Annotated in this window: 18 protein-coding genes; 11 read left to right on the forward strand and 7 right to left on the reverse strand. The window is 33.1% G+C overall.

The features are described from left to right. Nucleotides 1-17 precede the first annotated feature (17 nt). Nucleotides 18-872, reverse strand: coding sequence for a DUF3800 domain-containing protein (locus OF897_RS04365; RefSeq protein WP_267264474.1), 855 nt, complete (start codon nt 870-872; stop codon nt 18-20). A gap of 109 nt (nt 873-981) precedes the next feature. Then, the gene (locus OF897_RS04370) at nt 982-1,203 is read right to left on the reverse strand and encodes a hypothetical protein (protein ID WP_267264475.1); all 222 of its coding nucleotides are present in this window, start codon (nt 1,201-1,203) and stop codon (nt 982-984) included. 352 nt (nt 1,204-1,555) lie between these two features. Here OF897_RS04370 and OF897_RS04375 point away from each other — a divergent pair, with 352 nt between their 5' ends. Both OF897_RS04375 and OF897_RS04380 read left to right on the forward strand, forming a co-directional pair. Next, on the forward strand, nt 1,556-2,251 hold the full coding sequence (locus OF897_RS04375) for a DUF6261 family protein (protein ID WP_267264476.1): 696 nt from the start codon (nt 1,556-1,558) through the stop codon (nt 2,249-2,251). An 886-nt stretch (nt 2,252-3,137) separates the two neighbouring features. After that, nucleotides 3,138-3,449 carry a GIY-YIG nuclease family protein gene (locus OF897_RS04380; RefSeq protein WP_267264477.1) on the forward strand — a complete coding sequence of 104 codons (312 nt, stop codon included), beginning with the start codon at nt 3,138-3,140 and terminating at the stop codon, nt 3,447-3,449. A gap of 254 nt (nt 3,450-3,703) precedes the next feature. Here OF897_RS04380 and OF897_RS04385 read toward each other — a convergent pair whose 3' ends face one another. Continuing rightward, nucleotides 3,704-4,339, reverse strand: coding sequence for a hypothetical protein (locus OF897_RS04385; RefSeq protein WP_267264478.1), 636 nt, complete (start codon nt 4,337-4,339; stop codon nt 3,704-3,706). A gap of 57 nt (nt 4,340-4,396) precedes the next feature. Further along, nucleotides 4,397-4,561, reverse strand: coding sequence for a hypothetical protein (locus OF897_RS04390; protein WP_267264479.1), 165 nt, complete (start codon nt 4,559-4,561; stop codon nt 4,397-4,399). A gap of 285 nt (nt 4,562-4,846) precedes the next feature. Between OF897_RS04390 and OF897_RS04395 the strand changes: the two genes are divergently transcribed. Genes OF897_RS04395 through OF897_RS04410 form a run of 4 tightly spaced genes read left to right on the forward strand, consistent with a single transcriptional unit; the run spans nt 4,847 to nt 7,566 of the window. Next, on the forward strand, nt 4,847-5,305 hold the full coding sequence (locus OF897_RS04395) for a hypothetical protein (protein WP_267264480.1): 459 nt from the start codon (nt 4,847-4,849) through the stop codon (nt 5,303-5,305). A 5-nt stretch (nt 5,306-5,310) separates the two neighbouring features. Further along, on the forward strand, nt 5,311-6,069 hold the full coding sequence (locus OF897_RS04400) for an NAD(P)-binding domain-containing protein (protein WP_267264481.1): 759 nt from the start codon (nt 5,311-5,313) through the stop codon (nt 6,067-6,069). Between the two features lie 9 nt (nt 6,070-6,078). Beyond that, complete coding sequence (locus OF897_RS04405) at nt 6,079-7,092, forward strand: cytochrome-c peroxidase (protein ID WP_267264482.1); 1,014 nt, start codon at nt 6,079-6,081, stop codon at nt 7,090-7,092. Nucleotides 7,093-7,110: 18 nt separating this feature from the next. Continuing rightward, complete coding sequence (locus OF897_RS04410) at nt 7,111-7,566, forward strand: hypothetical protein (protein WP_267264483.1); 456 nt, start codon at nt 7,111-7,113, stop codon at nt 7,564-7,566. Between the two features lie 36 nt (nt 7,567-7,602). Here the strand turns inward: OF897_RS04410 and OF897_RS04415 are convergent, their stop codons facing one another. Both OF897_RS04415 and OF897_RS04420 read right to left on the reverse strand, forming a co-directional pair. After that, a complete protein-coding gene (locus tag OF897_RS04415; protein ID WP_267264484.1) occupies nt 7,603-8,103 on the reverse strand; it encodes a hypothetical protein in 501 nt (166 codons plus the stop codon). A gap of 183 nt (nt 8,104-8,286) precedes the next feature. Continuing rightward, on the reverse strand, nt 8,287-8,961 hold the full coding sequence (locus OF897_RS04420; RefSeq protein ID WP_267264485.1) for an RDD family protein: 675 nt from the start codon (nt 8,959-8,961) through the stop codon (nt 8,287-8,289). Between the two features lie 347 nt (nt 8,962-9,308). Between OF897_RS04420 and OF897_RS04425 the strand changes: the two genes are divergently transcribed. The 3 genes from OF897_RS04425 to OF897_RS04435 all read left to right on the forward strand — a co-directional run bounded on the left by OF897_RS04425 (nt 9,309) and on the right by OF897_RS04435 (nt 12,178). Beyond that, nucleotides 9,309-9,695: a DoxX family protein gene (locus tag OF897_RS04425; protein WP_267264486.1), complete on the forward strand. Its 387-nt coding sequence runs from the start codon at nt 9,309-9,311 to the stop codon at nt 9,693-9,695. Nucleotides 9,696-9,789: 94 nt separating this feature from the next. Next, the gene (locus tag OF897_RS04430; protein ID WP_267264487.1) at nt 9,790-10,395 is read left to right on the forward strand and encodes a TonB-dependent receptor plug domain-containing protein; all 606 of its coding nucleotides are present in this window, start codon (nt 9,790-9,792) and stop codon (nt 10,393-10,395) included. Nucleotides 10,396-10,549: 154 nt separating this feature from the next. Continuing rightward, nucleotides 10,550-12,178 (forward strand): NADP-dependent glyceraldehyde-3-phosphate dehydrogenase, encoded by a 1,629-nt coding sequence (locus tag OF897_RS04435; protein WP_267264488.1) that lies wholly within the window; start codon nt 10,550-10,552, stop codon nt 12,176-12,178. A 90-nt stretch (nt 12,179-12,268) separates the two neighbouring features. On the opposite strand, the gene OF897_RS04440 is transcribed toward OF897_RS04435, so the two are convergent. Then, nucleotides 12,269-13,099: an alpha/beta fold hydrolase gene (locus OF897_RS04440; protein ID WP_267264489.1), complete on the reverse strand. Its 831-nt coding sequence runs from the start codon at nt 13,097-13,099 to the stop codon at nt 12,269-12,271. Nucleotides 13,100-13,263: 164 nt separating this feature from the next. On the opposite strand from OF897_RS04440, the gene OF897_RS04445 reads away from it, so the two are divergent. Both OF897_RS04445 and OF897_RS04450 read left to right on the forward strand, forming a co-directional pair. Beyond that, the gene (locus OF897_RS04445) at nt 13,264-13,755 is read left to right on the forward strand and encodes an RNA polymerase sigma factor (protein ID WP_267264490.1); all 492 of its coding nucleotides are present in this window, start codon (nt 13,264-13,266) and stop codon (nt 13,753-13,755) included. A gap of 67 nt (nt 13,756-13,822) precedes the next feature. Beyond that, nucleotides 13,823-14,422, forward strand: a complete 600-nt coding sequence (locus OF897_RS04450) for a hypothetical protein (protein ID WP_267264491.1) — start codon at nt 13,823-13,825, stop codon at nt 14,420-14,422. The last annotated feature ends 41 nt before the right edge of the window (nt 14,423-14,463 follow it).

A 14,463-nucleotide genomic window follows, 5' to 3' on the forward strand; every position in this document is an offset into this window, starting at 1 on the left:
AAATATACTAAATATATTTAATAGTTTTTAGAATTCCATCTTAAAGTAGGTTTACTAAATATTTCATTTAAAAATTTATCATATGTCGCTGAACCTCGGTTGCCTTCAATAATTAAACTTTTACAAACAGTTCTATTATGAATTTTTCTATAAAACTCTCTAAAAGTATTTTTAACTTCAATTGGATAATTATCCCGATATCCATTTTCTATTTCCAAATACTTTTTTGTAAGAAATAATAATAAATCGGATAATTGTATCATCGTATTCTTTTTTGAGTCAACTGCATAACTAAATTCTGAAATCCATTTTACACGTTTAGAGGGGATAGCTTCAAATCTTCTAAAATTTGTGACACTTTCAATATCTTGTATAAATATATCCTTTTCATCTAAAATAATTAATGCCCTTGCGCTCTTTCCCAATGAGTTTTTTGTATAGTATTCACAAATTGTTATAAAATAATCATAGCCAACAATATATGGAACTTTCAAATCAAAGTAATCCTTATTTGTTACAAGTGATGTATCATATTCATTTAACTTCTTTTTATCGATTGCGAAATGTAAAAAATGATGTTTTCTGTTAATTATGAGGTCTAATAAACTATTAATTAAAGAATTTCTTCTTTCCCTTGTATGATTTCTAAAATGTCCAGAACCATTTGGCGAAAATAAATCATGTGTATGAAATTCAAAATTTTCAGGTATTACTCCACTAAAATAATTTTCAATTATTTTAAGAAATTCAGAATGTGTTTTGTTCCAACCTTCATCTCGCAATACAATTCCTCCTATTACAAAAATTGGTTGTTCCTGATTTGTCAAGTCGCGACCATTACAGCCGCTTTCGTCTAGGTAAAAAAAATGCATTTGTTAATTCAATTTATATGGTTAATAATAAGTCTTATTAAATATTTTGAGAACTACTTTATATTAAATTATTAATTTATCTTGAAATAAAATAAAGTTTTGAGGAATGTTATTTTTTGAAAGCATTTCTCATCACCTGATCAATTGCTTTTTGAGTTTCCTCAACAATTAGTCTTTCTGATATTTTAACTAATTCACTTCTGAAGTTTTCACAACAAGTTTTTATATCAAACCCTTTTGAAGTTTTCATAAATTGGGGATTCTTATTATGTTCAGAACATTTTTGACTTTCAATTTTTCTTTTAATTGAATTGTAATCTAAATCACTCATGGTTAAATAATTTTATGTTAATTTTCAAATATATACAACTATTCTCAACAAAAATTACGGATTCCCTTAAAACCACAAAAAATAAAAAATTTTATTTCAATCTCATCCCAAATCAAAACCACCGAATCCGCAGGAACTTACAAACACCCTTAAAACAAACCTCCTGCAACTGCATTTTATTTAAAACAACCTTGTTTGTAACCTCATGCAATTGCAGGAAGTCTCCAGCAAGTTGCGGGGAACTTCATGCAACTGTATTTTATTTCCCACAAAATGTTTTAAACTAAATACAGAATTATTTATATTTGTTTTGAGTAATTAACACATTTTTAACAAACAAACACATTAAACGATGAAAATTTCATTAGTGAGACTGAGCACTAAAGACCTTGCGACTTTGGCTCAGAGAATTATGACCAACATTCAGTCAGGAAAATATCCTGTGATTTCCAACCATCCTCTTACCGCAACTTTGCAGACTTCCTACAACGAATACGATGTGGTCTACACCAAGCAAGTCTACAGTGGAAAAGGAAAAGACGTTGCCACGGCAGACCATGAAAGAGATGTCGCTTATACCAATCTGAAAGCTTTTCTGGATGGTTATCGAAAGCTTCAGTCGGCACCCAATTCTCAGTCGGCGGAAGATCTGTACAGTGTTTTCAAAACTTTCGGACTGGATCTTGACCGTCTCAGCTACTCCTCACAAACCGCCCAGATGACCAAGCTCATTGAAACATTGGAAAGTCCGGAAAACCAACAGAAAATTGCCCTTCTCTCTGTGAACACCGCATTCGCCGATATGAAAACAAAACACGAAACTTTTGAAACCGTGTTTGGCGAACAGGCAGAAGCCAATGCCGATCTCAGACAGATGACCAGCGCAAGCGCCATCCGTAAGGATTTAGAGAAAAACCTCAAAACCTATCTGAATTTGCTGACTGCCATGAAAGATGTATCAGGTTGGGAACTTCTCTACAATGATACCAATGAACTGGTAAAAGCAGCGAAAAATTCAGCGAAACCGAAAGATGAAAAACCATCTTAATTGATAATGACTCAGCCAAGTGCTGAGTTTTTATTTAAATATGATGAAGCAGATTTGTCGCCCAGTTTGTCATCCTGAAAGGATCTAAGCCCGAATCGCTCCATACAACTTTTCTAATACTATGTCGAGATTCCTAAGTGATGACAAAGTGGGTGGATATGAGTTATGATGAAGAGTAAGATTAAGCGCCATTTTTGTCATCCTGTAAGGATCTGAACTCGAATCTTTAGCAACTTCTCTAATACTATGTCGAGATCCCTACAGGATGACAAACTATGTGCAGAAGTATGTGTGAATGTTTAGTATTGTAAAAAAAATTAACGCAACGTTTGTCATCCTGTAAGGATCTGAACTCGGGTCACTCCATACAACATCTCCAATACTACGTTGAGATCCCTACGGGATGACAAAGTGGGTGTTATAGTGTATTTACAAAAAGAAAATATGCGCTTAATTTGTCATCCTGTAAGCATCTGAACTCGAATCACTCCATACAACATCTCCAATACTATGTTGAGATCCCTACGGGATGACAAAGTGTATGTGGTAATGTGTTTGTGAATGTTGAGTTTTAAAAAAATAAGCGCAACGTTTGTCATCCTGAAAGGAACTGAACACGAATCTTTCTAAGCGATTCTCTAATACTATGTTGAGATCCCTGCGGGATGACAAAGTGGGTGGATATGAGTTATGATGAAGAGTAAGATTAAGCGCCATGTTTGTCATCCTGTAAGGATCTGAACTCCGAATCATTCCATACAGTTTTCTAATATTACATTGAGATCCGTACGGCATGACAAAGTGTGCGTGTGTGTGCGTGTGTGTAATTGTGTACAGAGTATGTGGTAAAAATTATTTATATTGGCTTAAATATAAATAACACATAATGATTGAATTCACTGAAGGAATATATACATTTTACATTTATATTCTCACCAATAAAAACAGAACTGTTCTATATACAGGTGTAACAAATAATCTAAATAAAAGATTACATCAACATAACACGAAATCAAATCCTAACTCATTTACCACAAAATATAATGTAGAATTCTTGGTTTACTATGAAAAATTTGGATGGATTCAACAAGCAATTGAACGGGAAAAAGAAATAAAAAATTTATCTCGGATTAAGAAACTGGAGCTGATAAGAATTCAAAATCCCAATATGGATTTTTTGAATGATTTGTTTCAATAAGAGTTTTAATTATCATTGTGGAAGTTTTAAGCTAAGATATCTCTAATAAAACGTTTAGATCCCTACGGGATGACAAACTGTGAGTAGGAGTATGCTTAGAGGTTTTGTTCCACAAAAAAGATGAGCGCAACGTTTGTCATCCTGAAAGGATCTAAACCCGAATCACTCCATACAACTTCTCTAATACTACGCCGAAATCCCTGCGGGATGACAAACTGTGTGGAAAATGATATGTAAAAGTGTAGCTAAGAAACCTATTTATTACCTTTAAACGTCACACCCAAAGAAAATACAGGTTTGGTAAACTGATTTCCATTAATAAAATCACCTTTCCCGAATACAAACTGATAAGCTGCCCGTGACGTAAGGTAAATCCCAACTTCATCTTCTGTAATTGTGGCTAATTTAAAGGAGAAATCCAGTCCGCCCTGAACATTATAGAAAATATCACGGCTGAGTTTTTTTGGAACTTCATATTCATTTGCCAGCCAAATTCCCTCAACTTCACTATAAGTAGTTTGGGTTGTTCTTTCGTCAGGATTGACAAGGCTGAGAAAATATACACCTGTAGAAAGGTAAGTACTGAAAAAAAACTTTTCGGTGTTGATAAAATCATTCTGCGCCAAAAAATTAAGGATAATGTGATTGGATCGGGTTCTGTCTGCAGGATAACCGAAATTTTCACTGTATTTTTTGCTGGTAAAACTTAATGCTCCACCCAGTGAAACACGGTCGTTGAGGTATGAACGTACATTGATATTTACAGCCGGTTGATATTTGTAAACGGTTGGCTGCAGTTCAATTCCCGCAAAGACAGCTAGCTTTTCTTTTTGTGCAAAAAATAACTGAGAGCTTAATAAAAGTCCTAAAATATAATGTGATTTTTTCATGACTCAGAGTTTTAAGGTTTAACAGAGAGAAATAGAAAATTACTTAAAAAATATTTATTATTCCTCTTTATTAATAAGACTCTGAAATTCTGGAAAGGTTGCCTTGGAAGCCAGATATTTTGTAAATTCCGTCAGTTCGAGTAGGTTTTGAAGAAAACCGTATCGAGAACTTTTTATATGATGAACGAGTTTTGTTCTTCTGCTTACTGATTCTCGATACATTTTTCTTCGTTTCACTGCGAAAAACACTCGAATTGACGTTATCAGACAAGCTTTCAAAACAGTTTGTCAGTTAGAGTAGGTTTTGAAGAAAGCCGTATCGAGAACTTTTTATATGATGAATGAGTTTTGTTCTTCGACTTACTGGTTCTTGATACGAATTCTTTTCAGAATTTTAATCGAACCGACGGATTCATGATCGTAAATATCATCGGTATTTATTTAGAAATATTAGTATTAAAATGATATTTTTGGAATATTAAATTATTCAATGGAATTATTACGCTAATGAAATATTATATCATTATTTTAATCTTATTCTTTTTTTCGTGCAAGGAAAACCCAATTGACAAAAAGATTGAGTGGGATTATCTGAACAGTTCATTTAAAAACTCTGATAATCAAGGCAGTCTGGGAATGCTTTGTGGTTATGATACATTTGAGCTGAAAAGAATTGATGATTCTCTTTTTGAAATGAGATTAGCTGAGTTTAAGGGATGGAAAAAGGATTCTAAAAAGTATAATGATACGCTGAAATTAACTGATAACAAAAAAGTTTTAGATTCAGCAGGAAATCAGCAAAAACAAATTTTAAAATTTTCCAATAAAAATAATGTTAATCTTGAAGTGGTGATAGATAAGACCAAAGCTTTTTCAGATTCAATAAATAATTATGAATATTCCGGAAAAATAAAAATTAATAATAATAAATTTAAATATTCGTGTGAGGAACTTTGGGTAAAATAAAAAATATGAAAAAATTAGGAATCATCGGCTGCGGCTGGCTTGGAAATCATATCGCAGAACGATTATCAAAACAATACGAAATTTTCGCAACCACAACGACAGAATCGAAAATTGAAGATCTACAATCTAAAGGCTATCATACAACTTTAATAAGTTTTCCTAATGAATTGGATGCTGAAATGAAAGAATGGGAAGCCGCAAAAGAATTGGATGCCATTATTATCAGTGTTCCGTTTTCCGGAATCAGAGGTGCTCAAATTCCTATGAATGACAAAAGGCAAAACCTGTTGAATTTTCTTGGAGAGTTTAAAGGTCAGTTATTTTTAGCAAGTTCGACGGGCGTTTATCCTGAAACAGAAAAAGAATTTACAGAAGACGATCAACCTGCAAAAGATGTGGAAAGTGAACGTTTTATTTTAGATAAATTCCCACAAACCAATATTTTGAGATTGGCTGGATTAATGGGCGGTCAAAGGCTTTTGAAGAATTATAATATTTCCAATCTGGATCAGTTGGTGAATCATATTCATTACGTAGATATTTGTTCGGTTGTTGAAAAGATGCTGTATAATAAGTCGGAATCTAAAGTTTATAATGTGGTTGCTCCGATTCATCCAAGCAAAGAAGAGGTAATTAATGCTCAGAAAGATTTGCCTTATGATGGTGAGAGAACGACTGTGGGAAGAACAATTTCTCCTAAAAAATTAATTAAAGAATTAGATTTTGAGTTTCAATATCCTGATCCGAGGTATTTTCATTTGTAGAATTGATTTATGATTAAATCCAGATTAAAAACTTTTACGGCTGTACTACTTTTACTGTTTCTGTTTTCTTACAGTCTTCAGGATTTGGCATTGATTTACCCTTCTTATTTCCCTAAACCGGTTTATGACTTTAAGAAAAATCCTTTAAAACCTTCAACGGTGGAGTTGGGCAGAAAACTGTTCTATGATCCTGTTTTATCAAGAAATAATACCATTTCCTGCTCAACTTGTCATTTGTCTAATCAGGCTTTTTCCCATGCAGGAAATCATTTAAGCAAAGGGATTGAAGATGGAATTGGTGACAGAAATTCTCCGGCGATTTTTAATCTGGCTTGGCAAAAAACATTTATGTGGGATGGTTCGGTCGTGAATATCGATGTTCAGGCTTTGGCACCTATCAATCATCCGAAAGAAATGGGAGAGGATATTAATGTTGCTGTACGAAGAATCAATAAATCTAAAGAATATAAGGCACTTTTTTATAAGAGTTTTGGCGATAGTTTGGCAACTTCCGAACGTCTGATGAAAGCACTTTCACAGTTTCAATTAACAATTGTCTCAGCTCATTCTAAATATGATAAAGTAAAGCAGGGAAAAGCAAAGTTTACTCAATCTGAAAAAAATGGGTATCAATTATTTAAACAAAACTGTAGTTCGTGTCATAAAGAACCGTTGTTTTCAACGTATGAATTTGCCAATAACGGACTGTCCTATAATTCAGAATTAAAAGATTACGGAAAATGGAATAAAACGTTTGAGCCAATTGATAAAATGATGTTTAAAATTCCGAGTTTGCGAAATCTTTCTTATACTTATCCATATATGCACGATGGCAGATTTAAGACGCTTTACGAAGTTTTGGAACATTACGAAAAGGGAATTGAAAAAAGTCCGACTTTAGCTAAACAGCTGGAAAAACCAATCATTTTTAATCCAAAAGAAAAGGAAGATTTACTGGCGTTTTTAGCTGCTTTGAATGATTCTGTTTTGGTTTCTAACGTGGAGTATCAAAAGATCAAATAATTTGTAAATAAATGTATTTTGAAAAATTATACCGCTCATTATTTAAAAAAAGATATTCTCTTGGCTAATGAAAGTCAAAAGTTAATCGGGAAAATTATTGATGAAAGCAGTTGGTTTAAAATACAGCATTCGATAGATTATTCCTCTCGTACATACGAAATAAAAAATGTAGGTTTTCTGAAAAATGATGTCGAACTCAGCCTCTCAAAACGCATTATTTATTTTACAGATTTGGGAAAAGACAGGATCATTAAATCCGGACAAGAGGTAAGAATATACAATTTCAAATTAGACCGTATTAATCAGCTTTTTGAAAAAGGGAAATTGCTAATCGAGATTTGCAAAGCTGTAAAGAAAGAAACGAAAGAGGCTATTTTGGAAATAAAAGCCGATAATTCTGTAGAAGACTTATTGATTTTACTTTTTCTTCATTATTCCACAAAAGAATTCAACGGTATTAGTGGTGATGATTGATTAAAACAAAACCTGCAAAAAATACAGGTTTTAAATTTATTTATTCACTAAAATATTTTCGATAGATTCCAAAATTTCCTTTTCTACATTATCTTCATTAAGCGTTTCAACTGTATAATATTGTTCTTTCATCGCTGCGGTTCCGGTTCCATTTTGAAAAATCGTATCCTGATGAACGCTGATTCTCTTTAAGTTTTTGTCAGCGACAAACATGATGTGCGGAAACTTATCATTCGTATAAAAATTAGAATCCACATTTCTTGAAATCTGAAGCTTGATATTAGTTTGAGAATTGATTCCTAAACCGGTTTTATTTTCTTCGCTGAATGTAATTTTACCGCCAAATCCGTTTTGTCTAAGCATTCTTCTGAATTCCTGCATTTTAGGATCTATGAAATTCTTGCACAGCGTTTTAAAACCTTCAATAAAAAGATCGTCTTCACTTTTCTGTTTTTCCAGGCTTTCTTTGAGCTTTTGTTCTTCCGTTTTTAAGTTTGAAAACAGTCCGTTTAATTTATTTATACTTTCTTCTTTCATTAAATTGTATTTTCTTTGTATTTAACTCCGGTTTTTTGTCTTTATTAAATATTTTCAAATATAAAAAAAATCATAAAAAAGTATCTCTTGTTTTGTTAAAGAATTAGATTTTAATGTAAACAGCAAAACCTGCTTTGAAACAGGTTTTTGTAATTTATAATTAACTTTTTAATTAAATATCAGTTAATATTTATTAATTCTTCTTATTTCTGACACAACTATTGTACCCGCAAGACTATCATGTAAACATTGATTTCGTTTATTAAAAAAGAACATTAAAAAACCAATAAAAAAGGTAAATACATTAAGAATATTGGCGAAAAAGCGTCCGGTAGATTGTCCGAAATTTATCTTTGCACCATCTGTACTCAATAGTTTTATATTTAAAGCTTTTTGCCCGATTGTTTGTTGAGATTCGCTGCATTGCATCAAAGCAAAATACAGCCATCCCGGAAGTATAGGAATAATGGCAGCAGGAATAATGATAATGAAAATATCTAATATCCTTGCTAATAACCTTTCTCCGAAATTTGCATAACGATATTGTATCGTTACATTTTCATAATGAATCTGTAATGTGTTGTCTTTAAGATATTCTATTCTTCCGATTCTGTAATCTATGTTTGTAGTCTGAGGAAGACTCGGTGGAACTTTTTGAATTTCTTTGCTGAGGTTGATCGGAGGTAGAGTTGTTTCAAAAAGACTTTTCAGTTCATATAGCTTATCGGCTTCCGTCCAATTGTTGAGAGCTACGTGCCAAATCAAAGTGTATCTTTTAATTTCCAGTTTTCTCAGTTCTTCTAATGTGTAAGGACCTTTTTTGCCGACCCCGTCATGTATAAAGTATTTTTGTTCCATAATTTGTATTTAAGTTTTATAAATGAGCGCGTAAATATATAAATTACAGATAATTTAACAATACTTTTTTTCACTGTGGGAAGAAAATAGTGTAAGAAACTGATTGATAGTAACGAACTATGAAACTCTAAATTTTATTCTACTAATAAGTTTAGCGAATTATTTATTAAATTTTAAACAGTCTCTCACTCAGCTTCATATCACAGTGTCTGATACAGGCGTATCAGAGTGTCTGTTTCGAGGCTCACCGACTTTATATTCAGAATCTAACAGTAAGTTAACCTTTAAAATAACAAATTTGTTGAGAATGGAATCATTCTTGACTTCATAACATCAAAATATACGTTATGAAAACAGACACTATCAAAACAATCGCAAAATACGGACTTGGAGCCATGTTGATTACTGCAGGAATCGGTCACCTTACTTTTGCAAGGAAAGAATTTCAAGCACAGGTTCCCAATTGGGTTCCTCTTGAAAAAGATGATACAGTTGTGTATTCGGGAATTGCAGAAATTGCTTTAGGAACCACCATTATTGCCACTCCCAAAAAGTATGAATCTCTTGTAGGAAAGATAGCAGGAGCATTTTTTACGGCCGTTTTCCCGGGAAATATTGCCCAATATAAAAATGACAGAAACAGTTTCGGGCTCAATACTGACGGAAAAAGATTTGCCCGATTATTTATGCAGCCTTTACTTATTTTCTGGGCAGTAAAATCAACAGAAAAATAGAATCAAACTCAGCGCAATGCTGAGTTTTTTGTTTAAATAATAAAATGATTACAACCTTTTTATCGAAATAAGCATCTTTATATAAAAAGATACTATGAAAATTATAATAGAAAAACCATGTCATGAGAATTGGGAAGAGATGACTCCACAGGAAAAAGGAAGATTCTGTTCGGTTTGTTCAAAAACAGTCAGAGATTTTACAAATAATTCTGATGATGAGATATTAGAAGTTTTATCTAAACCATCATCAAAAAATATCTGCGGAAATTTTTACGAATCACAACTTAACCGGAATATTCAGTACTCGTTTATCAACTCACTTTTATCTAAGTTTGCCGTTGGTTTTATATTGACAGCAGTAGGAATTGTTTCTTTAAATGCTCAGGAGAAAGATTCAGTGAAAACTTCGGTTCTTGCAAATCTTCAAGGGCAAATAACTGGTCTGTCAGCAAATTCTCAAAACGGAGCAGTGATACCATCGACAAGAGGTATGCCTTCGTCAATTCAAGGAAATAATGAGCCTTTGTGGGTTGTTGATGGTGAAATTACTGATGCTAAAAGCTTTAAACATTCTGATGCTAAGAAAATTAAACATATAGAAATACTTAAAGGAGTACAAGCCACTGCAATCTACGGAAGTAAAGGAAGAAATGGGGTGATTTTAGTAACATTGAAAAAAAGATTTAGAGAGAAGAAGTAAAATTCTCTTTTTACTGATGACCGATTTATTCAATATTAATTATCATTCAAATACCCTTTAAATAGAGCAAATCTATTAATTATCTCTTTTAAAAACGGATTTTTAGGTCTAAATTTATTCTTTCAAATTTCAAACTATTAAAACCGAATAATTTATGAGTTTAGCTAATGAGGCGTCATTCCGTGACCTGTTCAAATCAGAAAAGGAAATTCCAGAAGAATATAAAGTTCCAATAATCCACCAAAGAGAATATCTCCTCAACGGAGAATTAGTAGAATGGAATGGAGATGTAACCGAAATCTATTCTCCGGTTTGTATTAAAACTGAAAACGGTTTAGAGCGAAAACTGTTGGGAAGCATTCCAAATATCAGTCCGAAAGAAGCAATGGATGTCTTGGAAGCATCAGTTAAAGCTTACAACAATGGTTTAGGAGAGTGGCCGACAATGTCTGTGGAAGGAAGAATCAAATGTATGCAGAAATTTGTGTACTTAATGATTAAAGAGCGTGATTTAATTATCAAACTTTTGATGTGGGAAATTGGAAAAACTTTGGCAGATTCTACAAAAGAATTTGACAGAACGGTAGATTATATCAACCAAACTATTGATGCGCTGAAAGATTTAGACAGAGAATCTTCACGTTTCCAGCAGGCGGAAGGAACGATTGCACAAATCAGAAGAGCTCCACTTGGTGTCGTTTTGAGTATGGGACCTTTTAATTATCCTTTAAACGAAATTTTCACAACGTTGATTCCTGCTTTAATTATGGGGAATACGATTTTGTTTAAACTCCCAAAACATGGTGTTCTTGCACATTATCCTTTATTGAAAGCATTCAAAGAAGCTTTCCCGAAAGGAACGGTGAATACTTTATACGGAAAAGGTTCGGAAATCATCACCCCAATCATGGAAAGCGGAAAAGTAAATGTTTTAGCATTTATTGGTTCGAGTAAAGTAGCGAACGGATTGAAGAAATTACATCCGAAAGTTAATCGATTGAGAGCTATTTTAAGTTTAGACGCAAAAAATGCAGCTATCGTAACCAAAAATGCTAATCTCGACATTGCCGTGAGTGAAATTATTCTCGGAGCGCTTTCATTTAACGGACAAAGATGTACTGCTTTGAAATTGATATTTGTACAAAAGGATGTAGCTGAAGAATTTACACAGAAATTAACGGCTGCAGTTTCAGCTTTAAAACCAGGACTTCCATGGGAAAAAGATGTGAAAATAACCCCTCTTCCTGAAGTGAATAAACCTCCATATTTACAAGAATGTATTAACGATGCTATATCTAAAGGTGCAAAAGTTTTGAATGAAAATGGCGGATTTACAGAAGAATCTTTCGTTTTCCCAGCAGTTGTTTATCCTGTAAATAATGATATGAAACTGTATCATGAAGAGCAATTCGGGCCAGTAATTCCTGTAGTTCCTTTTGACGATATTGAAGAACCGATCGATTATCAGGTGAATGCAGACCACGGAATGCAGGTGAGTATTTTCAGTGAAGATGCTCAAGAAGTTTCACAATTAATTGATCCTTTTGTGAATCTGGTAAGCCGTGTGAATATCAATTGTCAGGCTCAAAGAGGTCCGGATGTTTTCCCTTTTACAGGAAGAAAAGATTCTGCAGAAGGAACGCTTTCTGTTTTTGATGCGCTTCGTTCGTTTTCTATCAGATCGTTGGTTGCAGCGAAGATTACCGATTCCAACAAAGAGTTGCTGAATACAATTGTAAGAGATCACGATTCTAATTTCCTGAGTACAGATTATATTTTTTAAGTATTTAAATCTAACTAAAAATAAACCCCGCAAAAAAATAAATTATTGCGGGGTTTCTGATTAATCAATCAGATATATTGAAAAAAGACTTTAATTACTTGTCAAAAACTTAGTGAGAATTTGATTTAAAGCTTCTGCATGTGTTACGTTTAGTCCGTGTGGAGCGCCTTCAACGGTAACAAAATCATTGTCTACAATTCCTTTTGCAGCTTGTTGACCTGCAGTTTCTATCGGTACAATCTGGTCATTATCACCATGTACAATCAGCGTTTTTACATTTACATTTCCAAGTTCTGGTCGGAAATCTGTATTTGCCCAGCTTTCAGCACATTTTATGGTGGCGATAGGAGAGGCGTTTGAGGCGATACTCCAATCGTAATTTAGTTGTGCCTGACTTACCGTTTGTGAAAGCAATCCGTAGTTGTAAAAGTTTTTGTGAAATGTTTCCAGGAAAGTTACTCTATCGGTTTTAAGATTTTCCATAATTCCATCTAAATCTTCCTGCGGAACTCCATGTGGATTATCATCTTTTTGTTTTACTAAAGGAATGATAGACGAAATCAAAGCAATTTTATCTACATTTTCAGAACCGTAATTGGTTAAATAACGAACAACTTCACCACCTCCCATTGAGAATCCGAAGAGAATGACATTTTTTAAATCTAACTGAGTAATAATTTCATGTAAATCTGCAGTTAATCCATCATAATCATATCCATCTGAAGTCGGTGCCGATTTTCCGAAACCTTTTCTGTCGTAGGTAATGACTCTGTAACCTAAATCTAGAAGAACCGGAACTTGCAGCTCCCAAGATTTTCCGCTCAAAGGCCACCCGTGAATTAAAATAATCGGCTGTCCCGAACCGAAATCTTCATAATAAAGTTCAAAATTTTTGCTGTCTTGTTTTGTAATGTAAGGCATATTAATATTTTTTTGTGATGTGATTACGTAAACACAAATTTTACGCCACCATACATGTGAAATAAATATGTGGTATCTATTTTTTGATTACATTTAAAATATTTTGAGATAATCTGTAACAATTATTTCAATGCTCTACTAACTCTACAGAGCGAAACAAAAACATGACCTCACAACAGGAATTTATAAGCAAAATCGAAAAGCATAAAGGAATCATTTTTAAGATTTCTAAAATGTATATGGATGATAAAGACGATCGTGATGACCTTTTTCAGGAAATCACGTATCAGGTCTGGAAAGCGTATGCAGGTTTCAGAGGAGAAAGCGAATTTTCGACATGGCTGTACAGAATCGCTTTGAATACAGCAATTGTCTTCTTAAAATCAGAAAAGAAAAGAAGTTTTATCAACAACGAAGATTTCACTGATTACAAAATTGTACAGGATGAATATGATCTCGAAAAGGAAGAAAAACTTTCTGCCATGTATAAAGCAATTAATCAACTAAATCCGATCGATAAAGCATTTATCTTTTATTATCTGGAAGATTTCTCAGGCAAAGAAATTGCTGACCAAATGGGAATTTCCGAAGGAAATGTGAGAGTAAAAATGAATCGCGCTAAAAATAAACTGAAAGAAATTTTAAATAATAAATAATGAGAGATGTGGTTGCATTTTAATGCTTGATAATAGAATCCTCAATCTCAATCTAAAATAAAGTATTATGAATATAGATGACCTTAAAAATACATGGAATGACGATGTTTCAGAAGAAACACCCGAAATCAGCATCGAACAAAGTAATAAAATCAATCTTCCTTTAGAAAAAATCAGGAAAAATATGCGAATGGAATTCTGGTCAACATTTGGAATTTTAATTTTCGGATTTTTCGTAGTCTGGATTCCGGTTCCTGAAGCACCTTTTAAGTTTAAATTTTATTTAACGGTATTGTTGTTTTCAATGGTGATTGTGGTTTCCTTTTTCTTTAGCAAATTTTTTAAATTGTATAAAGATATCAGTAATCCGATGATGAAAACTTATGATGGTCTGAAGGATTTAAAGCATCAGTTTGATTTGAATAAACAATATTATCTTTCATTTATGCTTTCATTTGTTCCGTTTTTGGTATGTGAACTGATTATTGTTATTGAATTTATTCCTCATCCCACACCGTTGAGTAATGTTCAGATTGCTACTACTATCCTTTCCATGCTTGCGGTTGGTCTTTTCGGACTTTTCTTATTGGCAAAATATTGGTACAGAATTTTTTACGGAAAATATGTAATCCAAATTGAAAATCTTTTGATTGAGCTTAAAAAATAGATTTTATTTTAATTTTCACGAGTTTCGGGGGGGCAAAGGCC

The sequence above is a fragment of the Chryseobacterium formosum genome (assembly GCF_026460885.1).
GTDB classification, from domain to species: domain Bacteria; phylum Bacteroidota; class Bacteroidia; order Flavobacteriales; family Weeksellaceae; genus Chryseobacterium; species Chryseobacterium formosus.

Coding starts and splice junctions, on each gene's coding strand:
- OF897_RS04420 (WP_267264485.1), bottom strand. CDS start 8,961: ATGGAACAAAAATACTTTATACATGACGGGGTCGGCAAAAAAGGTCCT.
- OF897_RS04425 (WP_267264486.1), top strand. CDS start 9,309: ATGAAAACAGACACTATCAAAACAATCGCAAAATACGGACTTGGAGCC.
- OF897_RS04405 (WP_267264482.1), top strand. CDS start 6,079: ATGATTAAATCCAGATTAAAAACTTTTACGGCTGTACTACTTTTACTG.
- OF897_RS04440 (WP_267264489.1), bottom strand. CDS start 13,099: ATGCCTTACATTACAAAACAAGACAGCAAAAATTTTGAACTTTATTAT.
- OF897_RS04390 (WP_267264479.1), bottom strand. CDS start 4,561: ATGTATCGAGAATCAGTAAGCAGAAGAACAAAACTCGTTCATCATATA.
- OF897_RS04435 (WP_267264488.1), top strand. CDS start 10,550: ATGAGTTTAGCTAATGAGGCGTCATTCCGTGACCTGTTCAAATCAGAA.
- OF897_RS04380 (WP_267264477.1), top strand. CDS start 3,138: ATGATTGAATTCACTGAAGGAATATATACATTTTACATTTATATTCTC.
- OF897_RS04395 (WP_267264480.1), top strand. CDS start 4,847: ATGAAATATTATATCATTATTTTAATCTTATTCTTTTTTTCGTGCAAG.
- OF897_RS04365 (WP_267264474.1), bottom strand. CDS start 872: ATGCATTTTTTTTACCTAGACGAAAGCGGCTGTAATGGTCGCGACTTG.
- OF897_RS04375 (WP_267264476.1), top strand. CDS start 1,556: ATGAAAATTTCATTAGTGAGACTGAGCACTAAAGACCTTGCGACTTTG.
- OF897_RS04415 (WP_267264484.1), bottom strand. CDS start 8,103: ATGAAAGAAGAAAGTATAAATAAATTAAACGGACTGTTTTCAAACTTA.
- OF897_RS04385 (WP_267264478.1), bottom strand. CDS start 4,339: ATGAAAAAATCACATTATATTTTAGGACTTTTATTAAGCTCTCAGTTA.
- OF897_RS04400 (WP_267264481.1), top strand. CDS start 5,311: ATGAAAAAATTAGGAATCATCGGCTGCGGCTGGCTTGGAAATCATATC.
- OF897_RS04370 (WP_267264475.1), bottom strand. CDS start 1,203: ATGAGTGATTTAGATTACAATTCAATTAAAAGAAAAATTGAAAGTCAA.
- OF897_RS04445 (WP_267264490.1), top strand. CDS start 13,264: ATGACCTCACAACAGGAATTTATAAGCAAAATCGAAAAGCATAAAGGA.
- OF897_RS04450 (WP_267264491.1), top strand. CDS start 13,823: ATGAATATAGATGACCTTAAAAATACATGGAATGACGATGTTTCAGAA.
- OF897_RS04430 (WP_267264487.1), top strand. CDS start 9,790: ATGAAAATTATAATAGAAAAACCATGTCATGAGAATTGGGAAGAGATG.